General features: G+C 44.6%; 17 protein-coding genes, 3 pseudogenes and 1 riboswitch. Of the genes and pseudogenes, 15 read left to right on the plus strand and 5 right to left on the minus strand.

All coding sequences use genetic code 11. From position 1 onward, the window contains the following. Positions 1-63: 63 nt before the first annotated feature. The gene (locus tag QEO93_RS09920; RefSeq protein ID WP_032137805.1) at positions 64-657 is read left to right on the plus strand and encodes a hypothetical protein; all 594 of its coding nucleotides are present in this window, start codon (positions 64-66) and stop codon (positions 655-657) included. 50 nt (positions 658-707) lie between these two features. Here the strand turns inward: QEO93_RS09920 and QEO93_RS09925 are convergent, their stop codons facing one another. Together QEO93_RS09925 and nadE are read right to left on the minus strand one after the other, a co-directional pair. Further along, the gene (locus tag QEO93_RS09925) at positions 708-1,517 is read right to left on the minus strand and encodes a Cof-type HAD-IIB family hydrolase (RefSeq protein WP_032137804.1); all 810 of its coding nucleotides are present in this window, start codon (positions 1,515-1,517) and stop codon (positions 708-710) included. Beyond that, complete coding sequence (gene nadE / locus QEO93_RS09930) at positions 1,514-2,311, minus strand: NAD(+) synthase (protein WP_032137803.1); 798 nt, start codon at positions 2,309-2,311, stop codon at positions 1,514-1,516. Before nadE ends, QEO93_RS09925 begins: the two co-directional genes overlap by 4 nt. Before the next feature lie 346 nt (positions 2,312-2,657). Between nadE and QEO93_RS09935 the strand changes: the two genes are divergently transcribed. The 3 genes from QEO93_RS09935 to QEO93_RS09945 all read left to right on the plus strand — a co-directional run bounded on the left by QEO93_RS09935 (position 2,658) and on the right by QEO93_RS09945 (position 5,370). After that, positions 2,658-3,719 carry an NAD(P)-dependent alcohol dehydrogenase gene (locus tag QEO93_RS09935; RefSeq protein WP_032137802.1) on the plus strand — a complete coding sequence of 354 codons (1,062 nt, stop codon included), beginning with the start codon at positions 2,658-2,660 and terminating at the stop codon, positions 3,717-3,719. Positions 3,720-3,901: 182 nt separating this feature from the next. Then, positions 3,902-4,825, plus strand: coding sequence for a GTP-binding protein (locus QEO93_RS09940; RefSeq protein ID WP_179184642.1), 924 nt, complete (start codon positions 3,902-3,904; stop codon positions 4,823-4,825). Positions 4,826-4,876: 51 nt separating this feature from the next. Further along, positions 4,877-4,989, plus strand: a riboswitch (SAM-I-IV-variant riboswitch). A gap of 81 nt (positions 4,990-5,070) precedes the next feature. Next, positions 5,071-5,370, plus strand: a complete 300-nt coding sequence (locus tag QEO93_RS09945) for a hypothetical protein (RefSeq protein ID WP_032137801.1) — start codon at positions 5,071-5,073, stop codon at positions 5,368-5,370. A gap of 45 nt (positions 5,371-5,415) precedes the next feature. On the opposite strand, the gene QEO93_RS09950 is transcribed toward QEO93_RS09945, so the two are convergent. Together QEO93_RS09950 and QEO93_RS09955 are read right to left on the minus strand one after the other, a co-directional pair. Further along, positions 5,416-6,672 carry a transferrin-binding protein-like solute binding protein gene (locus QEO93_RS09950; protein ID WP_245190678.1) on the minus strand — a complete coding sequence of 419 codons (1,257 nt, stop codon included), beginning with the start codon at positions 6,670-6,672 and terminating at the stop codon, positions 5,416-5,418. A gap of 76 nt (positions 6,673-6,748) precedes the next feature. Beyond that, positions 6,749-7,963: a Slam-dependent surface lipoprotein gene (locus QEO93_RS09955; protein ID WP_284627586.1), complete on the minus strand. Its 1,215-nt coding sequence runs from the start codon at positions 7,961-7,963 to the stop codon at positions 6,749-6,751. 268 nt (positions 7,964-8,231) lie between these two features. Here QEO93_RS09955 and leuS point away from each other — a divergent pair, with 268 nt between their 5' ends. The 11 genes and pseudogenes from leuS to QEO93_RS10010 all read left to right on the plus strand — a co-directional run. Beyond that, positions 8,232-10,868, plus strand: coding sequence for a leucine--tRNA ligase (leuS, locus tag QEO93_RS09960; RefSeq protein ID WP_032137851.1), 2,637 nt, complete (start codon positions 8,232-8,234; stop codon positions 10,866-10,868). A 94-nt stretch (positions 10,869-10,962) separates the two neighbouring features. Next, positions 10,963-11,571: a hypothetical protein gene (locus QEO93_RS09965; protein ID WP_230311273.1), complete on the plus strand. Its 609-nt coding sequence runs from the start codon at positions 10,963-10,965 to the stop codon at positions 11,569-11,571. Beyond that, the gene (locus QEO93_RS09970; protein ID WP_230311272.1) at positions 11,534-11,899 is read left to right on the plus strand and encodes a hypothetical protein; all 366 of its coding nucleotides are present in this window, start codon (positions 11,534-11,536) and stop codon (positions 11,897-11,899) included. Before QEO93_RS09965 ends, QEO93_RS09970 begins: the two co-directional genes overlap by 38 nt. Continuing rightward, the gene (locus QEO93_RS09975; protein ID WP_209434867.1) at positions 11,896-12,270 is read left to right on the plus strand and encodes a GIY-YIG nuclease family protein; all 375 of its coding nucleotides are present in this window, start codon (positions 11,896-11,898) and stop codon (positions 12,268-12,270) included. Before QEO93_RS09970 ends, QEO93_RS09975 begins: the two co-directional genes overlap by 4 nt. A gap of 10 nt (positions 12,271-12,280) precedes the next feature. Further along, the gene (locus QEO93_RS09980; protein WP_268864932.1) at positions 12,281-12,403 is read left to right on the plus strand and encodes a hypothetical protein; all 123 of its coding nucleotides are present in this window, start codon (positions 12,281-12,283) and stop codon (positions 12,401-12,403) included. Next, positions 12,349-12,759 (plus strand): annotated as a pseudogene (locus tag QEO93_RS09985) (DEAD/DEAH box helicase family protein); the annotation flags it as partial. The gene QEO93_RS09980 and the pseudogene QEO93_RS09985, both read left to right, overlap by 55 nt. Positions 12,760-15,027: 2,268 nt before the next feature. Next, positions 15,028-16,254, plus strand: a complete 1,227-nt coding sequence (locus tag QEO93_RS09990; protein WP_431606462.1) for an Eco57I restriction-modification methylase domain-containing protein — start codon at positions 15,028-15,030, stop codon at positions 16,252-16,254. A 344-nt stretch (positions 16,255-16,598) separates the two neighbouring features. Then, a pseudogene (locus tag QEO93_RS09995) lies at positions 16,599-16,880 on the plus strand (transposase); the annotation flags it as partial. A 261-nt stretch (positions 16,881-17,141) separates the two neighbouring features. Beyond that, on the plus strand, positions 17,142-18,467 hold the full coding sequence (locus QEO93_RS10000) for a cytochrome ubiquinol oxidase subunit I (RefSeq protein WP_032137850.1): 1,326 nt from the start codon (positions 17,142-17,144) through the stop codon (positions 18,465-18,467). Then, positions 18,464-19,459, plus strand: coding sequence for a cytochrome d ubiquinol oxidase subunit II (locus tag QEO93_RS10005; RefSeq protein WP_032137799.1), 996 nt, complete (start codon positions 18,464-18,466; stop codon positions 19,457-19,459). Before QEO93_RS10000 ends, QEO93_RS10005 begins: the two co-directional genes overlap by 4 nt. 83 nt (positions 19,460-19,542) lie before the next feature. Then, positions 19,543-19,813, plus strand: a pseudogene (locus QEO93_RS10010) (transposase); the annotation flags it as partial. 120 nt (positions 19,814-19,933) lie between these two features. Here QEO93_RS10010 and infB read toward each other — a convergent pair. Then, positions 19,934-22,681, minus strand: coding sequence for a translation initiation factor IF-2 (gene infB / locus QEO93_RS10015; RefSeq protein ID WP_032137798.1), 2,748 nt, complete (start codon positions 22,679-22,681; stop codon positions 19,934-19,936). Positions 22,682-22,686: the final 5 nt, after the last annotated feature.

Consider the following 22,686-nt stretch of genomic DNA (forward strand, 5'->3'; position numbering starts at 1 on the left):
CAGCCTGAAAAGTTTTGCTATAATCCGACTTCACAAAATAACACCATTTAAGGAAACAGAAAAATGTCATACAAAACAACAGCTCTTTTATTGGCTGCCGCTTTGGGTTTGAGCGCGTGTAATCAAAATGCCGCCGAGCAAAAACCAGCCGCTTCTGCGCCAGTTGTAGCAGCATCAGAAACCAGCACACAAGCCGTTTCTGCCAGCCCAGTAGTTGCTGCATCAGTAACCGTAACCAGCAAAGATGGTAAAGTAAGTTTGTCGCTAGAAGACACTTTTACTGACAAAATCAGTGACGCAGCGTTTGCACCAGAAAAAGCAACCGCCGAACAAGTTACCTTGCTGCAATACGATGAAGCGCGTAATTTGACGATTTCTGCCGTAGATTCAGGCAGCCTGAAAGGCAAAGCAGACAAATTCTTTACCACGCTGAAAAGCAAAATTGAAAGCAACAAAGAAATCAAAAACGCCAAAATTGAAAATGCAACGGCTACCAGCATGAGCTACAGCTACGAGCGCAGCGACAAAGCCAACGAAAGCTGCACCGTAACTGTAACCGCAGACAACAAAATCATCACCGTTTGCGCAACCAGCACAACCGTTTCTGCGGCTGATTTGCAAGCCTTGCTTTTAACGAGCAACTTGAAAGCAAACTAATCTTTCGCAATAAAAAACCGTTTTCAGGCAGCCTGAAAACGGTTTTTCTTTTATTTCAAAACATCTTCAATCACACTCAACTCAACCAATCCGCGATAAATCCCGTCATCGTCAATGGTTGGGCAAACATGGTTGGCAACGGCTTTCAATTCAGGAATCGAGTTGCCCATTGCCACGCCAAATCCCACCGCTTCAATCATCTCAAAATCATTCGGGCCATCGCCAAACGCCATCGCGTCCGCCATGGTTAAGCCCAATTTGTCTAACGCAGCCTGAATGCCACGCGCTTTTGAACCGTCTTTGTCTAGCAAATCCAAACCGCTTGCGTGCCAACGAATCGTTTGGAAATTTTCAGGCAGCAATTGAGCCACTTCCGCGTCTTGCTCTTGTGGATAAAAACCCAGAATTTGATACGTTTCATATTTATCCAACGCGTCCGCGTCTGTTTGATGAACGATGCCGAGCGAATTCAACGCATCACGCAAATAATCGTTTTCTGCAAACGCAAACAAGCCTTCACGCCCTGCCAAAATATGCGCAATACCGCGCTCTTTTAGGCTGCCTGAAAATTGGCGCAACACGGTTTTATCAATCGGGAACGTTGCCAATGGTTTGCCTTGAAATTCAACGTATTGACCGTTCACGGAAACAATCATTTCAATGCCACATTCGTCAATCACTTCCAAGATTTTTTCAGGGATAGACGGAATGGCGCGACCTGTAGCAATCGCAGTAATAATTCCTTGTTTTTTCAATTCTTTCAGGGCGATTTTGGTGCTTTCAGGCACATATTTTTTACCGCGATTAATGTAAAGCGTTTCATCAATATCAAAGAAAACAACTTTTGGTTTTTGTGTCATTTAAATAACTCCTTCGGGATAGTACAAACTGGAATAGGTTGAACTTTGTGTTGTGTGGCGCGGTTGAGTTTCACAAAAATATCAAAGACTTCTTGGTCGCGTCCGCTAAATTGCTCGCGTGTGGCACCTGCTTCTTTTTGCGCCATCGCCCATTCTAATTCTGGGTAAGTCGCGCCCATTTGCTGTTCATCGGTGCGTTCGCCGTCCCACAAGCCGTCTGTGGGCGCGGCAGCCTGAATGTCTTGTGAAACGCCTAATGCTTTGGCAATCTCATACACTTGCGTTTTGAGTAAATCGGCGATTGGGCTGATATCCACGCCGCCGTCGCCATATTTTGTGAAGAAACCCACGCCGAAATCTTCTACTTTGTTGCCTGTGCCTGCCACCAGTAAACCGTTGATTTGTCCGTAATAATACAGCGTGGTCATGCGCAAACGGGAACGGGTGTTTGCCATGGCTAAATCTTGGTTGTCAGCTTTTTTCAGGCTGCCTGAAAGCGCGGTGTGTTCAAATTGTTCAAAAGTGGGGGTTAAATCCACTAATTCGCCGCGCACATTTGCATATTTTGCAGATAGGGCGGCGATGTGTTTCGCTGCGCGGTCAAATTGGTCTGGTTTTTGGCGAATGGGCATATTGAGCAGCAGAACCTCTAAGCCTGTTTGGGCGCACAGTGTGGAAACCACGGCAGAATCAATGCCGCCCGATACGCCCACCACGAAACCTTTAGCTTGGGATTTGGTGGCGTAATCGCGCAGCCAGTTGATGATGTGTTGAATAATGGCTTGGGTTTGCATGATGAAACCTTGTTATAAAAAAGGTAAGAATATAACGTGTTTTCAGGCTGCCTAAAAGACTAAATGAGGGTTTGTTGAGGAGACTCAAAAGATAAAAACCGTTATCAGTAATGAAAGCAGATAACGGTTTTTATGTGATTTATGAAGCGCGAAATTGTCAATTATACGCAAAAAATTGAAAACGGTTTGTAAAGAATGAAGGGTTGTTGTCGCAGAACAACTATCTTGAAGTTTGTTCTATCTTGTTGAAGTAATTAGATTACAATAATGTTCATCAAGAGACACATTTTGAACGTTTCTTCTCTCTACATACCTTTTTTATTAACTCATTATGAAGGAGCTTGCCATGAAAGGCTTTGCAATGTTGAAAATTGGGGAAACAGGTTGGATTGAAAAAGAACGTCCAAAATGTGGTCCTTTAGATGCGATTGTGAAACCACTCGCTTTATCCCCTTGCACATCAGACGTGCATACTGTTTGGGCGGGTGCATTGGGCGAACGCGAAAACATGATTTTGGGACACGAAGGCTGTGGCGTTGTGGCTGAAGTGGGCGAATTAGTTAAAGATTTCAAAGTGGGCGACCGCGTGATGGTGGCTGCGATTACGCCAGACTGGGGTAGCGTGGAAGCACAAGGCGGTTATCCAATGCACTCAGGCGGCATGTTGTCAGGCTGGAAATTCTCTAACTTCAAAGACGGCGTGTTCGGCGAATACTTCCACGTGAACGAAGCAGATGCTAACTTAGCGCACATGCCAGCCAGCATTACACCGCAAGAAGCGTGCATGTTGTCAGACATGGTGCCAACAGGTTTCCACGGCGTTGAATTGGCTGAAGTGGAATTTGGCGACACCGTTTTGGTGGTCGGCATTGGTCCTGTGGGTTTGATGTCTGTGGCAGGTGCAAACTTGCGCGGCGCATCTCGCATTATCTGTGTGGGCACGCGCAAAATTTGCCAAGATGTGGCTCGTGGCTACGGCGCAACCGATTTCATCAGCTACAAAGATGGTCCAATCGATGAACAAGTGTTGAAAATGACTGGCGGCAAAGGCGTGGACAAAGCGATTATTGCTGGCGGCGAAGTGGATACTTTTGAACCTGTCATCAAATGCTTGAAAGCAGGCGGCAAAATCGGTAACGTGAACTATTTGGGCGAGGGTGCTTATGTGAACATTCCGCGCGTTGAATGGGGCGTGGGCATGGGTCATAAACAAATCAATGGCGGTTTGATGCCTGGCGGACGTCGCCGTTTGGAAAAATTGGCTAGCTTGATTGAATGCGGCAAATTAGACGTGAAACCTTTGCTGACGCACGTTTTCCACGGTTTTGAACACGTTGAAGATGCGTTGATGTTAATGAAAGACAAACCGTCTGATTTGATTAAACCTGTTGTGATTTTGGGCGAATAATCTCAAAATGGAAAAAGAGCGCGAGCATGATAAGATTGTCCGCGCTCTTTTTGTGTTTTCAGGCTGCATTTTGTAGGGTGTGTCCCACACCCCGAAATACTCACGCAGCCTGAAAGATTAAAATGGTGCGCACGGCACACCCTACCATAAAATGCAGCCTGAAAAAAGGAAACCCACAAACCATGAAAATACTCATCATCACAGGCTTTCTAGGCGCAGGCAAAACTCGTTTCATACAAGAAATGGCGCGCCAAACAGGGCAACAATTCGTTATTTTGGAAAACGAATTTGGCAAACTCGGCTTAGACGGCGCACGACTGCAAGAAAGCGCAGGCGACCAACTCAAAGTTTGGGAACTGAGCGAAGGCTGCATTTGCTGCTCACTCGATTTAGATTTCACCTACACCGTTCTCACGATTGCCAATAGCCTAAACCCCGACTATTTAGTGATTGAACCCAGCGGCGTTGCCATGCCCAGCAACATCATCGCGCAGCTCAACAAAATCGCCTACGAGCGTATTACCCTTGCCGCACCGATTGTGCTGATTGACGGCGCACATTATCAAAACAGTCGCGCCCAATTTGCCGATTATTTTCAAGACCAACTCAGCAGCGCAAACACAGTCGTTGTCAGCAAAACAGAAAATTGGCGGCGTGATGATTTTGCCAAATTGCGCGAAGAACTGAGCCTGTCGACCGAAATCACGCTGTTTGAAACGCATTACAGCCACTGGTCGCGTGAGCAATGGCAATCGCTGCTGGAAACGGAAATGCAGTTGGTAAACGAAAACGGTAAAACGCAATTTAAGTTCAAACAAATCAAAAAGCAGCCTGAAAATCCGTTGGCAAACATCAGCATTGAATCGCCGTATTTTGCCAATATTGGTTGGCTGGACTACGCGCTGCGTGTGTTGGTTTCAGGCTGCGTGGGGAAAATCGCACGCGCAAAAGGTTGCTGCGAAATTGCAGGGCATTGGGTGAAATTTGATTTGGTGAATACGGAATACGCGATTACAGGCAGTGAATCGATGGAGGATTCTCGCGCGGTGGTGATTGGACAAAATTTTAATCATGACGCGATTAAGATGTTGTTTCAACAAAAATAAAACGCAGCCTGAAAACGGTTTGACAGCGTTTTCAGGCTGCTCTAAAATTTGCCTCAGCATTCAGAGTTGGACGTTTCCATGCCAACCTGCCGCGATGTGCGTGGTAAGGTGGATAATCGCAAAAGTGATTGATGTGGCTCGCAAGAGCAACAATGGAAATGCCCACAACTAGAATGTGGGCTTTTTTATTTTCGGGGCATTTATCCTCAACTTGCACCCCTTAATTTGCTAAACAAGGAATCATTATGACAACCGCAATCAACTTTCGTTTTTTCACGCAACCCGCCAGCGCATTTGTTCGCGTGGAAACGTATTCAGACGATTCGTCTTATCCACAAAAAGTGGCGACTATTCAGCCTAATAGCGTTTCAGGCTGCCATATTTGGCAATTTGGTACGCACACCACAGATAATCCATTGCCGATTTTAACGGCGTATTTTGCTGAAATTGGCGCGGAGAATGCGGAATACGCTGCGCAAAGTTGTGTGGAGAGAACCAATCGGTTTGTGGCGGAACGGCAGCAGGTTTTTGCTGGTCGTGAATAAATGAAGAAAGCAGCCTGAAAATGGTTTCAGGCTGCTTTTTATCGATTAAGGTTGTTTCTTCGCACCAAATGCACCAATTTTGCCATTGGCTTTTTGTTCGCGGAAATCGCCAGCTAATTCAGCGGCGTTGTTGCCAAAGAAACCGCCATGCGTTTCGACATCTGCACCGGCATCGCTGTGGAAGGTGTTGCCTGTGATGCCTGCTTTTAGGTTAATGATGGTTTGTCCGCTGCTGCGGATTGTGCCTGTTAAACTTTTGCTTTGGAAATTGGCGTTAAATTGGGCAGCAGCTTGGGTGTTGGTTTTTTGTCCACTAACTACCACGGCTTGTCCAACATATGTGGCAGAACCTGTTTGCGGCATATTGGCGGTTGGCGTGCCTTGGTAGAAGGTTTGATAACGGTTTACGTCGTTATTTTTCACTACGCCAAAACGGGTGTAGGTGTAACCGCTTACTGTGCCGCTGTGATTGTTGCCGCTAAAGTTTTGCCATTGACCTGATTGGACATTGAGCGGAATGCTGACACCATCTACAAGCAGGGAAGTTAAAGAGGCTTTGTTGTTGGTTTCTGCGATGTTGGAATCGAAGTAGTATTTGCTGGTGGTGGCATCATCAGCAAAAATTTGCACCCAGTAATAGCCATATTTACTTCCTGGAACATATACTACACCCGCACCCATTTTAGTGTAGGTTTTTAAAATCATATTTTTGTAATGTCCCGAACTATTTCGCCATTGGTCCAATACTGTTTTATCTGCTGTAGTGTTACCCGCGGCAATATTTTCGCCAACATAATTCGTTGTACCGCCTACTTGAATGTTCTGTCCATTTAAACGTGCATGTTCAAATGAACGGACAATCTCTTCTGCACGGCGTTGTGCGTAAGCAGATAATCTTTCATCATGTTTCAGTGCTGGTAAACCAACTTCGGCACGAAGTTTATTTGTATTGGTTACAACTTTTTGCGCTTCTGTTGCTAATTTTCCAGTTGGCGGTGCAACTTTCCAAGAATGCGTTAATGAATATAACGTTTGGTCGCGAGCAACGGCTTTTGTAATGCCTGTATTGCTGCCCATATTGGTATAAATTGGGTTATTTGTATTGTTGTTGGTATTAGCGGAATTATTGGTATTTTTATTTGTATTACCAGAATTATTGGTATTGGCATTATTGCTGGTGTTGTTAGCATTGCCAGAATTGTTATTGGTTACATCAGGTCCATTATTCGAGCCTGAACTACCACAAGCTGCTAATGCAATAGCCACAAATGTGTAAACAAGAGAACGAGCGACTTTCATCATAAAGTTCCTTCTAATATTGGAAAAAATTATATTGTTATTCGCAGCCTGAAAATGGTTTCAGGCTGCTTTTTATTGATTAAGGTTGTTTCTTCGCACCAAATGCACCAATTTTGCCATTGGCTTTTTGTTCGCGGAAATCGCCAGCTAATTCAACGGCGTTGTCGCCAAAGAAACCGCCATGCGTTTCCACGGTTGCGGCTGCGTCGCTGTGGAATGTGTTGCCTGTAATATTAGCTTGCAGGTTTACCACGGTTTTTCCATTGTTACTCAATGAACCCGTTAAACTTTTGTTTTTAAAGTTCACATCAAACTGAGCAGCCACTTGTGTATTAAGTGCTTGTCCGTCCACCACCACACCTTGCCCCACGTATTTCGCAGAACCTGTTTGCGGCATATTGTTAGTTGGTGTGCCTTGATAGAACGTTTGATAACGGTTTACTTCGTTGTGTTTCAATGAGCCAAAACGAGTGTAAGCATAACCACTCACCACGCCACTATGGCTATCGGTATGAATCTCTTTCCATTTACCTGCTTCAACATTCAAAGGAATGCTTACACCGTCCACAACCAATGAAGTTAAAGGTTTTTGATTATTGGTTTCTGCGATAGAAGAATCAAAATAGTAATCGCTGCTGGCGTTATCTGAACCAAAGATTTGCACCCAATAATATTTTTTTTGACTGTTTGGCAAGTAAACCAAACCTAAACCAATTTTGGTGTAATCTTTGTTAATCATATTCGCATAGTGGCCTTTACTGTTTTTCCAGTCGGTTACCACAATATCCGCCGTGGTTTGACCCATTGCGATATTTTCACCCCATACCGCGCCTTGCTTGCGGTTCACCACCGCCACGCCAGAGCCAATTGCTTGCCCACTGCTTAAGCGTTGATGCTCAAACAATTGCACAATTTCTTCAGCACGTCTTTGCGCATAAGCTGATAAACGCGCGTCGTATTTCAATGCACTTAAACCCAAATCCTGACGGATTTTATTGGTGTTTTCCACCGCTTTTTGGACTTCAGTCGCTTGAGTGGCTGCCGGTGGCATCATTTTCCAAGAGTGAGTCATCGAATATAAGGTCTGGTCTCGATTAGCAGCCAGCGTAATGCCCGTGTTGTTATTTTTTCCGTTATTGCTATCAACAATAACAGGCGTGTTGTTTTGATTGTTTGGATTGGTGTTGTTATTCAAGCCTAAATCAGGTCCGCTATTAGAACCACCGCCGCCACCACAAGCAGACAAAACAGCAGCCGCAAGAATAAATAAAACAGAATGGGCAACTTTCATCATTATCCCCTTCAAGGTCAGCAAAAAACGAATGAAAACAAATGGTTTGATTATGTTAAACTTTTTTAATTTAAACAGCAATAGCTTTACAGGAATAGCAAAAAATTAAGGTTTAGAGTGTTTGAAATTTACAACTAAGCAGCCTGAAAACACTTTCAGGCTGCTTTTGATTGATGTGCATTTCAACCATTTCAGGCAGCCTGAAAATACAGGAAACTGTTATAATCAAGCGTTATTTTTTCACTACAAAACACAAAGAAAAGTAAAAACCATGCAAGAACAATATCAACCATCGGCAATCGAGCCACAAGCCCAACAAAAATGGGCAGAGCAACGTGCTTTCAATGTTGCCGAAGACACCACGAAACCAAAATTCTACTGCCTGTCCATGTTCCCCTACCCAAGCGGTAAATTGCACATGGGACACGTCCGCAATTACACCATTGGCGATGTGCGTTCACGTTTCAAAAAAATGCAAGGATTCAACGTGTTGCAACCAATGGGCTGGGATGCTTTCGGTATGCCTGCGGAAAACGCGGCGATTGACCGCCAAGTTGCGCCTGCTGCGTGGACATATTCTAATATTGATTATATGAAACAACAGCTTAAATCATTGGGTTTCGCGCTGGATTGGGAACGCGAAGTGGCAACATGTCGCCCTGATTATTATCGCTGGGAACAACTGCTGTTTACCAAATTGTTTAAAAAAGGCATTGTTTACCGCAAGTTAGGCACGGTGAACTGGGACCCTGTGGACAACACGGTTTTGGCAAATGAGCAAGTGATTGACGGACGCGGTTGGCGTTCGGGTGCGTTGGTGGAAAAACGCGAAATTCCGATGTATTACTTCAAAATCACGGATTACGCCGAGCAATTATTGAACGATTTGGACGGCTTGGATTGGCCTGAACAAGTGAAAACCATGCAGCGTAACTGGATTGGTAAATCGCGCGGTATGACGGTTCGCTTTCCATTGGCGGACGGCAGCAAATCGGGTTTGACTGGCGATTACGCGGATTTTGTGCAAGTTTATACCACGCGTCCTGACACGATTTTTGGTGCGTGTGCGGTGGTCGTGGCGGCGGAACACCCATTAGCAACGGCTGCGGCGGAAAATAATCCTGAACTTCAAGCGTTTATCGCGGAATGTAAGGCTGGTTCGGTTGCGGAAGCGGACATGGCAACGATGGAGAAAAAAGGTTTGCCGACTGGTCGTTTTGTTACCAATCCGTTTAATGGTGAGCAGTTGGAAGTTTGGATTGCGAACTATGTGATTTGGGGTTATGGCGATGGCGCGGTAATGGTTGTGCCAGCGCACGATGAACGCGATTTTGCTTTCGCGCAAAAATATTCTTTGCCAATCAAGCAAGTAGTGGATATTACCAACGCACCAGCCGCTTACGATAACCAAAATTGGCAAGAGTGGTACGGTCAAAAAGATGAGCAAACCGCGTTAATCCATTCAGGCGAATTTAACGGTTTAAATATTTTCCAAGCCTTTGACAAAATGGCAGAATTTTTGCAAGCGAAAAATTTGGGCGAACCGAAAACGCAATACCGTTTGCGCGATTGGGGCATTTCTCGCCAACGCTATTGGGGCTGTCCTGTGCCGATTATTCATTGCGAAAAATGCGGCGATGTGCCTGTTCCTGAACAAGATTTGCCAGTCGTGCTGCCTGAAAATATCGTGCCTGACGGTTCGGGTTCGCCATTGAGCAAAATGCCTGAATATTACGAAACGACTTGCCCTGAATGTGGTTCGCCAGCGCGCCGCGAAACGGATACGATGGACACGTTTATGGAGTCTAGCTGGTATCAATTCCGTTATATGTCGCCAAAATTTGACGGTGGCATGGTTGAGCCAAGCGCGGCGGCGTATTGGGGTCAAGCTGACCAATATATTGGCGGTATTGAACACGCGATTTTACACTTGCTGTATGCGCGCTTCTTCACAAAATTGATGAATGATGAAGGCATTGTGAACGTGCGCGAGCCGTTCAAACAATTATTGACGCAAGGCATGGTGTTGCAAGCGACTTATTATCGTGAAGATGAAAGCGGTAAAAAACATTGGTTTAACCCTGCCGATGTGGACGTGCAAACCGATGATAAAGGTCGCCCTGTTTCGGCGATTTTGAAAGAAGACGGGCAGCCTGTTGTGATTGGTGGCGTGGAAAAAATGTCCAAATCCAAAAACAATGGCGTAGACCCACAGCAAATTATTGACGCTTACGGCGCGGATACGGCGCGTTTGTTTATGATGTTTGCATCGCCGCCTGAACAATCGTTGGAATGGTCGGACGCTGGCGTAGCTGGGGCGCATCGTTTCTTGAGTCGTTTGTGGCGCACGGTGTTTGAGTTTGTGAAAAACGATGGCGCGAATGTGGCGAAATTCTCGGGCGGCGAACTTTCAGGCAGCCTGAAAGATTTGCGCTTTAAATTGCACAGCACGATTGCGAAAGTTACCGATGATTACGACCGCCGTCAGCAATTCAACACAGCGATTGCGGCGGTGATGGAATTGCTGAATCAATACGATAAAACGGATTGCAGCAGCGAACAAGGTCAAGCGGTGGCACGTGAAGTGTTGGAAGCGGTGATTATTTTGCTGTCGCCAATCGTGCCGCATATTTGCGAAACGCTGTGGGCGGAATTGAACGCTGGCAGTAAGTTGTGGGAAACGAGCTGGTTGGTGGTTGATGAATCGGCTTTGGTGCAAACGGAAATTGAGTTGATGGTGCAAGTGAATGGTAAATTGCGCGATAAAATCAATGTGGCCGTTGATGCGAGCGAAGACGCGATTAAAGCGGCGGCGTTTGCCACAGCAGGGGCGCAAAAATTCATGGAAGGCAAAGAGCCAAAGAAAGTGATTGTTGTGCCGAAACGGTTGGTTAATATTGTGGTGTAAATAAAATTCAGGCAGCCTGAAAAGTTGGTTTTCAGGCTGCCTGAATTTTTTTGAATCCACTATAATATTCACCATATTTAATTAAACAAACAAAATGATGACTTTTGCCACCCCCATTTCCACACCAACCCAACCCCATTCCGCCGACATTTCCGAAAATCATATGCGAATGCACATTCCTGAAATTTTGGAAATTTTACTGATTGACCGTACTACTTCTACCAGCGGAACCATTAAAAATATTATTTGGGCAAATGAAAATTACATCGCGTATGGCGAACAACATTACGCCGCCACTTCGCCGATTAAAATAGATTTGATTACAGGCGAACACACACCCCACATCATGCCACGCGCTTTAAAATCGCAAGAATTACAAAAAGAACGCACCAAATCCAAAGCCGAAGTTTTCACGCCAACATGGGTGGTGAAAATACAAAATGACGCGCTTGATGAAAACTATGCCGATGACGATTTGGAAACCTACATCAGACGAAAATGGCTGGAAATCACTTGCGGCGAAGCGCCGTATATGACCACGCGCTACGACATGGAAACAGGCAAACTCATTTCCCTAGCCGAACGTGTCGGCTTTATTGACCGAAAATTGTGCCGAATCAATCAACACATTCAAGACAAAGCAGAATGGCACAGAATGGCACAGAATGGCAATGCTCGCTTATCAAGCCAGCTACGGTTTTGAATGGAATGGCGATTCACTGTTATTGGCGCGTGAAAATTTACTCTACACTTACCGCGATTTTTACTACGACAAATGGCAAGAAGAGCCACTACACGATTTATTCAAAGACATCGCAGAAATCATCAGCTACAACGTTTTTCAAATGGACGGTTTAAAATACATCATTCCGCTGTCGGAAAAACGCGAAAAAATCATCATTCAGCAGTTATCTTTATTTGATGAAAGACCAGCCAATGAAGAATGGCGCATTCAGGCAGGCAAGCGCGTGAAAATCATGAACTGGAACACCAAAAAAATGGAATATTTTGATAAAGAGCTAAAATTATGAGCAATCCAACTGACATTAAAACCGTTAAACTGATTTACCCGCAAATTTACGCTTACAGGCTGCCTGAAATGCCCGACAAAAACGGCTGGATTAAAATCGGCTACACCGAACGCGAAAATGCAGACGAACGCATTAAAGAACAAACCCACACCGCAGCCGTTCGCCTAAATTACGACAAATTATGGGCAGAACCTGCTAAATTCCGCGATTCAGACGAATGGTTCAAAGGCAAACAGCTCCACGCCTATTTGCGCAAAATCAAACACATTCAACAAGCAGAAGACAAATCCGAATGGTTTTACTACAACGGCAATCCCGAACACGCCCAACGCCATTTTCAAGATTTTATTCAGCGCGACTACTCGCAATAATACGCCAAAAATGACGATTACCAACTCCGCGAAGAACAACGCGAAGCCGTTGCTCAAACGCTTGCCTATTTCCAAGAAAACCCAAACGGCAAATTTCTGTGGAATGCCAAACCGCGCTTTGGCAAAACGCTGACCACTTACGATTTGGCTCGCGAACTCAAAGCCGCCCAAGTGCTTATCGTAACCAACCGCCCAGCCATTGCAAACTCATGGTTTGACGATTTTGAAAAATTCATCGCATGGCAAACCGATTTTGCTTTTGTGTCCACCGCCGACACGCTGAAAAATCGCTCTGTGATGACACGCGATAATTTTTTAAATCAGCACAAAAATGGCAAACAAAATATGCTCGCCTTTATCTCACTACAAGATTTAAAAGGCGCAATTTGCTTTGACGGACAACACGACAAATTGGATTGGGTTAGCCAAATGAACTGGGATTTACTCGTTATTGACGAAGCCCACGAAGGCGTGGACACCCTAAAAACCGATGTTGCGTTCAACAACATCAAACGCAATTTCACGCTCCATTTATCAGGCACACCATTTAAAGCGATTGCGCGAGACAAATTCCAGCAAGACGAAATTTTCAACTGGACATACGCTGACGAACAACGCAAAAAAGCCGAATGGAATCCCGAAAACGAACAAAACAACCCCTACGCCGCTTTGCCACGCCTAAACCTATTTTCGTATCAAATGAGCCAAATGATTACCGACCAAGTGAATCAAGGCGCAAATATTGACGGCGAAAATATTGATTTCGCATTTGATTTAAATGAATTTTTTGCGACAAACGATAGCGGCAAATTCATTCACGAAGCCGATGTCAATAAATGGCTAGACACACTTACAAAAAACGAAAAATACCCCTTTTCCACCAAAGCATTGCGCGATGAATTGAAACACACGTTTTGGTTACTCAACCGCGTAGCCAGTGCTAAGGCATTGGAAAAATTACTCAAAGACCACCCCGTTTTTGAAAATTACGAAATCATTTTAGCGGCTGGCGATGGACGTAGCCTAGACGAAGACATGAGCGAAGCGAGCAACCAAAAATCGCTAGACCGCGTCAGAAAAGCCATTGCCAAGTACGACAAAACCATTACCCTATCGGTCGGACAACTCACGACAGGCGTAACCGTACCCGAATGGACTGCCGTTTTGATGCTTTCCAACATGAAATCATCAAGCGACTACATTCAGGCAGCCTTTCGCGCCCAAAATCCATGGCAATACACGATTAACGGCAAAAATTACCAAAAAGAAAACGCCTACGTTTTTGATTTCGCGCCCGAACGCACACTCATTATTTACGATGAATTTGCCAACGATTTATCCAGCGACACCAGCAACGGCAAAGGCACAAGCGAAACACGCAGCCAAAACATTCAACAGCTACTCAACTTCTTCCCCGTGATTGGTGAAGACAGCAACGGAAAAATGGTTGAATTAGATGTCAATCAAATCATGACCATTCCCAAAATGCTGAAAGCCAACGAAGTGGTACGGCGTGGATTTATGTCCAACCTGCTGTTTCAAAACGTATCAGGCATTTTTGCATCGCCAGCCGTTCGCGCCATTTTGGAAAAAATCCCGACTTACGAAGATGGCAAACTTCGTCAAGCCAGCGAAATTGACACCCAAAACGTAGAAATTGACGAAAACGGCAAAGCCATCGTGCAGCCTGAAATCGTCATCGTCCAAACCGCAGCGAAATTTGGCGAAAAAGTGTACGCCAACATTCAGGCAGCCGCCGAACAAATTATTACCAAAACGCCTGAAAACATTGCCACCGCGATTGCCCAACAATTTACCCAACAAGTAACCGAAAACGCCAAAGCACTCGCCAAAGAAGTCAAAATCACGCCAAAAGCCGCCGAAAACGTGGTTAAAGCACAAGCACAAGTCTTGGCGCGAGAAATTGAAATCGTCCAACGCCAAGCCGACATTGAGCAAAAAACCGCCGAAACCGTTTACCAAAAAGCCGTTGCTCAAATTGCGCCAAGCGACACGCAAAAGCTCGCCGAAATTCAGGCAGCCTACGAAGTGAAAAAACAAGAAATTCAGCAACAAACTGTGCAAAAAATCACCCAAACCGTTGCTGAACAAACCCAAGTGCAAACCGCCAAAACCACGCAAATCATATTGCAACAAGCCGAAGACAAAAAGCAAAACACCGTAGAAGACGAATTTCGCAAACAACTTCGCAGCTTCACACGCACCATTCCTGCGTTTCTCATGGCGTATGGCGACCGCGACACGCAACTCAACAATTTTGATGAACGCATTGACGCGGACGTATTCCACGCCATTACCAACATCACATTGGACGAATTTCGCCTGTTGCGTGATGAATATGAATTTTTTGATGAAATCGTCTTCAACCAATCCGTGCAAGAATTTCTCAACAAACGCGAAACGCTTGCCAACTATTTTGACGAACACCAACGCGAAGACATTTTTGACTACATTCCACCGCAACAAAACAACCAAATTTACACGCCCAAAAAAGTCATGAAAATGATAATTGACAAACTGGAAGCCGAAAACCCCAATGTTTTCAGGCAGCCTGAAACCAAATTTGCGGATTTATATGTCAAATCGGGTTTGTATCTCACCGAGATTGTGAAACGCTTGCATATTGGCTTGAAAGATCAAATTCCCGATGACGCGCAACGGCTCAAACACATTTTAGAAAATCAAGTTTATGGATTTGCGCCCAGCGAAATTATTTATCGCATTGCACGGCAATTTATGTTTGGCTTGAACAATATGGAAAACATCGGCAGCCAAAATCTGATGAATTTGGATACCACGCCTTACGCGATGGCGAATGACGTGGCAGGTTTTCAGGCAGCCTTAACCGAAAAATTAGGAAAAGAAGTGAAATTTGATGTTGTAGTCGGCAATCCGCCGTATCAAGACGAAGAAACAACGAACAATCGTAAAACACCGATTTATCCGCATTTTTATGATTTATCGTTCAAAATCGCTAATCAATCCGCATTGATTAGCCCAGCTAGATTTTTATTTGATAGGGGTTTGACGAATAAACAATGGAATCAAAAAATGCTTGATGATGAACATCTGAAAGTTTTATTTTATGAAGATGACGCAAGCAAAGTATTTCCAACAACCGATATTAAAGGCGGTGTTGCTGTTGTTTATCGCAATGCAAATAAAAAATTTGGAGCAATTAAAAAATTCATTAAAACCAATGAAATTCGGAATTTGTATAACCGTATTCATCAATCTGAATTTATTTCATTTAGTTCAATTATGATTGGCGGACGTGCTGATTTCTTGATGAATCAAGAATTTCATAAAGCATATCCAAATGCGAAAGCTGATTTATTAAATGCTATTCAAGAAACAGCAAGAAATAAAGGTGGAACAATTCCTGAACAATTAGCATCAGGTTCAGATAATGAAATTGTTACATCAACGCTTGATGTTTTGTCGTATGCGTTTCAATCTGAAAAACCAACAAACAGCGATGATTTTTATGAAGTTGTTGGTGTTGTAAACAATAAACGTGTTTCAGGCTGGATAGAAAAAGCATTTTTAACTACACGCCGACCTGATAATAACAATATTGGTTTTTATAAGGTATTTGTGCCGAAAAGTATGGCATCAGGACAATTTGGCGAAACATTGAGCGAGCCTTTAATTGGTCATCGCAATGCAACATCTACGCCTACATTTTTGCGAATTGGTATGTTTAATTCTCAAGCTGAAGCGGAAAATTGTGCTAAATATATCAAAACTAAATTTGCACGAGCATTGCTTGGTATTCAAAAAATTACGCAAGATAATCCTGTGCCTGTTTGGTCTGATATTCCCCTGCAAGACTTCACCGCCCAAAGCGACATTGACTGGACTGCGTCTATTGCCGACATTGACCGCCAATTGTATGAAAAATACGGTTTAAGCAAAGCCGAAATCGCCTTTATTGAAAGCAAAGTCAAAGCTATGGATTAACGTTTTCAGGCAGCCTATTTATTTTTGCTAAAAAATGAATAGGCTGCCTGAAAACGTTTCCGCAACTTCGCAGTAGCCGTAGGTTGGATTCTTGAATCCGACATTTTAAATTCCGCACGCAATTCAATTTGCTTAGAAAATTGAAAAGTTGTCGGATTCAAGAATCTGACCTACGTGATTAAGCATTTCGGGCTGCCTTTAAGTACACGACAAAAAATTATGGGGCTGTCCTAGATAACTAGGCCGTGTGGACATTTCATTTAAAAAATGAGTATCCATAATTGATTAGATAAAAAAATGGCGAATGAGTAAAATTTAATTTCTACAAAAAACCTTACCATTCGGAAACATCAATAGTGTGTGCAGACAAGGGTTATGATTCAGAACCTTTTCGTGAACAAATTGAAGCTGAAGATACTCATGCAAATATACCAGTAAAATCAAATAACAAGAAAAAAGGTAATCATCACATGGACTGGCATTTATATAAATGTCGCCATGTTGTAGAAAACCAATTTAACAAAATTAAAAACTACCGAGCTATTGCTACACGGTTTGATAAACTAAAGCGAAATTATGAAAATAATGTCGCTCTAGCCCTTGCGTATCAATGGCTCAAGCTATGAATGTTCAACACGACCTAATCAATCTCAAAAAAAGTAGCCTGAAAGATTATCTTTCAGGCTGCTTTTGTATTATCAATCACAGCCATTTAGATTAAATAAAATGGCGTATCTATTCCGCCGTTTATAATCTCTCCAGCCAATAATATCGAGTATTTTTGGGTATTGATGGCATTATTTTTTTCAAAAAATAAATTTCAGGCTATTTTTATTCAAAAGCAGCCTGAAAATATTGCAACACTTATTTTATTTAGAAAGAGAACTATGGATACACTTATGCTCAGCCGCATTCAGTTTGCGGTGAATATCAGTTTTCATATTTTATTTCCAGTTATTTCCATTGCTTTATCGTGGTTTGTGGTTTATTTCCGCCATCAAGCAGGCAAAACACACGATGCAGCTTGGCTACAGGCTTATCGCTTTTGGGCAAAAATTTTCGCGGTAACATTTGCCGTGGGCGTGGTGTCTGGGGTAACGATGAGTTTTCAATTCGGCACTAACTGGCCTGGCTTTATGGAACGAGCAGGCAATATCGCAGGCCCATTGCTGGGCTATGAAGTGCTCACAGCGTTTTTCCTAGAGGCAGGATTTTTGGGGATTATGCTGTTTGGGCGTGAACGCGTCAGCCAAAAAGTGCATATGATTGCCTCTACAGTGGTCGCTGTGGGGACAACCATTTCTGCGTTTTGGATTTTGGCGTTGGATTCGTTTATGCAAACGCCGCAAGGTTATTGGATTGACGACCAAAAAGTCTTGCACGTGAAAAGCTGGCTGGAAGTGATTTTTAACCCATCTTTCTCGTATCGTTTCACGCATAAATTGTTAGCTTCTGCGCTGACAGCAGCGTTTTTATTGATGGGCGTTTCAGCGTGGCAAATTCTGAAGAAAACAGCAACAGAAGCCACAAATAAAGTCCTAAAAACAGGCGTGAGCGTGGCAGCGGTGGCGATTGTGTTGCAGATTTTTGCTGGCGACGCGCATGGTTTGAATACCAAAGAATATCAGCCGGCTAAATTAGCAGCGATTGAAGCTGTTTGGCACACAGAAGAGGGAGCGGCTTTAACGTTATTTGGTATTCCAAACGAAAAAACACAAACCACGGATTACGCTATCAAAATTCCCAAACTCGGTTCGTTGATTTTGACACATGAACTGAACGGCAAAATTGAAGGTTTGAGCGCATTTGAACATAAACCGCCTGTTGCGCCAGTGTTCTATTCTTTCCGCATTATGGTGGGCGTGGGCATGTTGATGCTGCTGACTGCTTGGTTAGGTTGGTGGAAATTGCGCAAAGTGCAATGGCAGGCTGAAAAATTGTCGCCTTGGTTGCTGCGCACATTTGTGGCGATGACGTTTTCAGGCTGGGTAGCGACTTTAGCTGGTTGGTATGTAACAGAAATTGGCCGTCAGCCATTTTTGGTTTACGGTATTTTGCCGATTTCGGAAGCGGTAACAAAAATTGTGCCTGCGAGTGATGTGGGCTTAACTTTGGTGCTATATATTTTGTTGTATGCGTTTATTTTGCTGTCTTACGTGATGGTGATTAAACACATGGCGGAACACCCTGAACATGAGGAGGTAAAATCATGAATTGGGAATACTGGTTACCCTTAGTCTTCTTTGGCTTGCTGGGTTTTGTGATGACGGTGTATGTGATTCTGGACGGTTTCGATTTGGGCGTAGGTATGTTGCTGCCCCGCGCATCGAAAGAGGAACAGCATACGATGGTTGGTTCCATTGGTCCATTTTGGGACGCAAATGAAACATGGCTGGTGTTGGGCGCGGGCGTGTTGTTTATCGCCTTTCCCAAAGCGAACACGGTTGTTTTAGGCAATTTGTATCTGCCTGCCACATTTATGTTGTTTGCACTAATTATTCGCGGTGCAGCGTTTGATTTCCGCGTGAAAGCCGATGACGCTTATAAAGAATTATGGAACATCGCATTTGTGCTGGGTTCGGCTGGCATGGCTTTGACACAAGGCTGGATGTTGGGGCGTTATATTACGGGCTTTGCAACTGACTTGAGCGCGTATGTTTTTGCGCTGGCGATTATGTTTACCGTGCCTGCCGTGTATGTGGCACTGGGTGCAACTTGGTTGGTCGCCAAAACAGAAGGTGCGTTGCAAGAAAAAGCCAGAACGTGGGCGCAACAATCTTGGTATCCTGTGGTTTTCTGTTTGCTGCTGATTTCCGCGGCAACGCCTTGGGTAAGTCCGCACGTGGCAGAAAAATGGTTCTCTATGCCGAATATGTTGTTGCTTGCGCCGATTCCGTTAGTGGCGGCGTTTTGCTTGTGGCGTGTGTTTCGCTTGCTGCGGCAGCCTGAAATTTTGCAGCAACGCATTTGGCAACCGTTTGCTTACATCATCGCTACGCTGATTTTGTGCGCGATGGGTTTGGGGATTAGCCTGTTTCCAAATGCGGTGATTGGTCAATTAACCGTTTGGCAAGCGGCGGAGAGCGTGCCGACTTTGGTGGTGACGCTGATTGGCGTGAGTATTACCGTGCCGTGTATTATTGCTTACAGTATTTTTGCTTACTGGGTATTCCGTGGCAAAGCCAGCCATTTGGTTTATGGTTAAATGGAAAGCAGCCTGAAAGATTTTTAGGCTGCTTTTGTTTTTCAGGCAGCCTGAAAATATCTCATTGAATTTATGCCAGTGATTTTTTTGAAGCATGGTTTGAAACTATGCTATTGCCCAATTTACCCGAAAAGTCATTGATTATTTTAGATAATGCTAGATTTCATAGAATGGGTATTCTGCAAGAAATGGCGCATCATTTGGGGCATAAAATGCTACCGCTTGCACCTTATTTGCCTAAATTAAATCCAATAGAAAAAAACATGGGCAAATATTAAGAAATATATGCGTTCAATTTTGCCTAGTTATGATAATTTGACAGATGCACTACTGTCCTATTTTTATTTTAATTAACTATAATTTTCAGGCAGCCTGAAAATGGGAAAAAACGCGATTGAAATTTGACTCTTTCCAATCGCGTTTTTTTGATATAAAAAAAGCAGCCTGAAACTATTTTCAGGCTGCTTTTGTTTATTACAGCGTACGCGCCACTTCCACCACGTCAAAGCATTCCAACTGGTCGCCTTCCATGATTTCGTTGAAGTTTTTAATCATCAAGCCGCATTCAAAGCCTTGTTTCACTTCTTTCACGTCGTCTTTGTAGCGTTTCAATGAAGACAATTCGCCTGTGTGAATCACCACATTATTACGGATAACGCGCACTTTGCTGTCGCGTTTCACCAAGCCATCTGTAACCATACAACCAGCAATATTGCCGACTTTGGAAACCGAAATTACTTGACGGATTTCCACCGTACCTGTGATTTGTTCTTTCTCTTCAGGCGACAACATACCGCTCATGGCAGCTTTCACATCGTCAATCGCATCGTAAATAATGTTGTAGTAACGGATTTCCACGTCTTCCGTTTCCGCCAACTTACGCGCAGACGCATCAGCACGCACGTTAAAGCCGATAATCAACGCGCCCGACGCAATCGCCAAGTTCACATCGCTTTCAGTAATGCCGCCCACGCCGCTATGCAACACTTGCACGCGAACTTCATCGGTAGACAATTTTTGCAGGCTGCCTGAAAGTGCTTCGTAAGAACCTTGCACGTCCGCTTTCACAATGATTGGCAGATTTTGCGCTTGTTCGCAGCCCATATTGTTGAACATGTTTTCCAATTTCGCCGCTTGTTGTTTCGCCAAACGCACGTCGCGGAATTTACCTTGACGGAACAAAGCCACTTCACGCGCTTTTTTCTCGTCTTCCAACACCAGCGCGTCTTCACCTGCTTTTGGCACGTCCGACAAACCCAAAATTTCCACAGGAATAGACGGACCCGCTTCGTTAATTGGCTTACCGTTTTCATCGCTCATCGCACGGATTTTACCGAATGATGAACCCACCAACAGCATATCGCCTTTACGCAAAGTACCGCTTTGTACCAATAAAGTGGCGACCGCGCCGCGACCTTTGTCCAAACGTGCTTCCACAATCAAGCCTTTTGCAGGTGCATCAACTGGCGCAGTCAATTCCAAAACTTCCGCTTCCAGCAATACCGCTTCCAATAATTTATCAATGTTCAAGCCTTTTTTCGCAGATACATCAACAAATTGCACATCGCCGCCCCATTCATCGCACACAACTTCATGTTGCGTCAATTCTTGGCGGATACGTTCAGGGTTTGCCGCTTCTTTATCAATTTTGTTTACCGCCACCACGATCGGTACGCCAGCCGCTTTTGCGTGGGCAATCGCTTCAATCGTTTGCGGCATCACGCCGTCATCGGCTGCTACCACCAAAATCACGATGTCAGTCGCTTGCGCACCACGTGCACGCATCGCAGTAAACGCTTCATGCCCCGGCGTATCCAAGAACGTAATCACACCTTTTGGCGTTTCAACGTGATACGCACCGATGTGTTGCGTAATACCGCCTGCTTCGCCAGCTACCACTTTTGTGCGGCGAATGTAGTCCAACAGCGACGTTTTACCATGGTCCACGTGTCCCATTACCGTAACAACTGGCGGACGTGGCAAAGATTCTACATTGTGTTTCGTTTCTTCATTCAAGAATGCGTCAGGGTCGTCAATCGCCGCAGGTTTGCCGATGTGTCCCATTTCTTCCACGACCAACAGCGCGGTGTCTTGGTCAAGCGATTGGTTAATCGTTACCATCATGCCCATTTTCATCAAGGCTTTCACAACTTCCACGCCTTTAACCGCCATTTTGTGCGCTAAATCGGCTACGGTAATGGTTTCAGGCACTAAAACTTCATGCACAACAGGCTCAGTCGGCGCTTGGAAACCGTGTTGGTTTGGCTCAAGTTTCAATTTTTTACCTTTTTTGCCGCCACCGCGTACGCGTTCATCATCGCCACCATTTCGGCTATCACGACCTTTGCCTTTGGCATTTTTGCCGCCACCGCGTGGCATATTGTCTTCATCACGGCTATGGCGACGGTCTTCTTTTTTGCGACTGCCGCTGCTTGGATTTTCGGCTTCAGTAGCCGTTTTCAGGCTGCCTGAAGATTTAGTAGGTTTTTCCGCAGGTTTATTGGCTTTTGCGGCTTTGTTTTCTTGCGCTTTTTGAGCCAATTTTTCTTCGCTTGGTTTCGCAATGCGCTGACCTTTGCCGTCTTTACCGTCTTTTTTCGCAGCAGCAGCCAAACGCGCTTCTTCAGCCGCTTGACGTTTCGCTTCTTCACGGCGTGCTTGACGTTCCGCACGTTCTTGTTTTTCGCGTTGCAATTTTTCTTGGGCTTCACGCATTTTCGCTGCACGTTCAGCTTCTTCCGCACGGCGCGCCGCTTCTTCTGCGCTTACCACTTCAACAGGCGTTGGTAAAGGTTCAGGCGTTGCTTCTTTTGCCTTGTCTTTGTTTTTGCCGCCGCGATTGCGATTGCGATTGCGTTTTTCTTTTGGTTCAGCAGGTTTTTCAGGATGTGATTGTGTTTTTTCAGGCTGCGCTGGAGTGGCTTCTGCAACAGGTTTTTCTTCAGTTTTTGCAGGTTTATTACCTGATTTTGCTGCTTTCAAACGCGCTGCTTCTGCTTCAGCCGCTGCACGTTTTGCCGCGCGTTCTGCTTCTTCAGCCGCATTGTTTTCAGGCTGCGGTTGTTGTGGCGCAACCGCTTCAACAACGGGCTCTTCTTTCAGGCTGCCTGAAACGTCTTTGCCATCTTTTTCAGCCTGCAACATTGCCACCAATTCTTCTTTTGAAGGGGCAGAGCGGCGTTTTTTGTGTTCAACAACAGGTTTTTTTGGTGTATTACTCATATTTC

The sequence above is a fragment of the Kingella negevensis genome (genome assembly GCF_030177895.1).
Classification (GTDB): domain Bacteria; phylum Pseudomonadota; class Gammaproteobacteria; order Burkholderiales; family Neisseriaceae; genus Kingella_C; species Kingella_C negevensis.

Excerpts from the sequence above, each read along its gene's own strand:
- QEO93_RS09950 (WP_245190678.1), bottom strand. The coding sequence starts at position 6,672 with ATGATGAAAGTCGCTCGTTCTCTTGTTTACACATTTGTGGCTATTGCA.
- QEO93_RS09940 (WP_179184642.1), top strand. The coding sequence starts at position 3,902 with ATGAAAATACTCATCATCACAGGCTTTCTAGGCGCAGGCAAAACTCGT.
- QEO93_RS09945 (WP_032137801.1), top strand. The coding sequence starts at position 5,071 with ATGACAACCGCAATCAACTTTCGTTTTTTCACGCAACCCGCCAGCGCA.
- QEO93_RS09975 (WP_209434867.1), top strand. The coding sequence starts at position 11,896 with ATGAGCAATCCAACTGACATTAAAACCGTTAAACTGATTTACCCGCAA.
- nadE (WP_032137803.1), bottom strand. The coding sequence starts at position 2,311 with ATGCAAACCCAAGCCATTATTCAACACATCATCAACTGGCTGCGCGAT.
- QEO93_RS09955 (WP_284627586.1), bottom strand. The coding sequence starts at position 7,963 with ATGATGAAAGTTGCCCATTCTGTTTTATTTATTCTTGCGGCTGCTGTT.
- QEO93_RS09925 (WP_032137804.1), bottom strand. The coding sequence starts at position 1,517 with ATGACACAAAAACCAAAAGTTGTTTTCTTTGATATTGATGAAACGCTT.
- QEO93_RS09920 (WP_032137805.1), top strand. The coding sequence starts at position 64 with ATGTCATACAAAACAACAGCTCTTTTATTGGCTGCCGCTTTGGGTTTG.
- infB (WP_032137798.1), bottom strand. The coding sequence starts at position 22,681 with ATGAGTAATACACCAAAAAAACCTGTTGTTGAACACAAAAAACGCCGC.
- QEO93_RS09935 (WP_032137802.1), top strand. The coding sequence starts at position 2,658 with ATGAAAGGCTTTGCAATGTTGAAAATTGGGGAAACAGGTTGGATTGAA.
- leuS (WP_032137851.1), top strand. The coding sequence starts at position 8,232 with ATGCAAGAACAATATCAACCATCGGCAATCGAGCCACAAGCCCAACAA.
- QEO93_RS10000 (WP_032137850.1), top strand. The coding sequence starts at position 17,142 with ATGGATACACTTATGCTCAGCCGCATTCAGTTTGCGGTGAATATCAGT.
- QEO93_RS09980 (WP_268864932.1), top strand. The coding sequence starts at position 12,281 with ATGACGATTACCAACTCCGCGAAGAACAACGCGAAGCCGTTGCTCAAA.
- QEO93_RS09990 (WP_431606462.1), top strand. The coding sequence starts at position 15,028 with ATGTTTGGCTTGAACAATATGGAAAACATCGGCAGCCAAAATCTGATG.
- QEO93_RS10005 (WP_032137799.1), top strand. The coding sequence starts at position 18,464 with ATGAATTGGGAATACTGGTTACCCTTAGTCTTCTTTGGCTTGCTGGGT.
- QEO93_RS09965 (WP_230311273.1), top strand. The coding sequence starts at position 10,963 with ATGATGACTTTTGCCACCCCCATTTCCACACCAACCCAACCCCATTCC.
- QEO93_RS09970 (WP_230311272.1), top strand. The coding sequence starts at position 11,534 with ATGGCAATGCTCGCTTATCAAGCCAGCTACGGTTTTGAATGGAATGGC.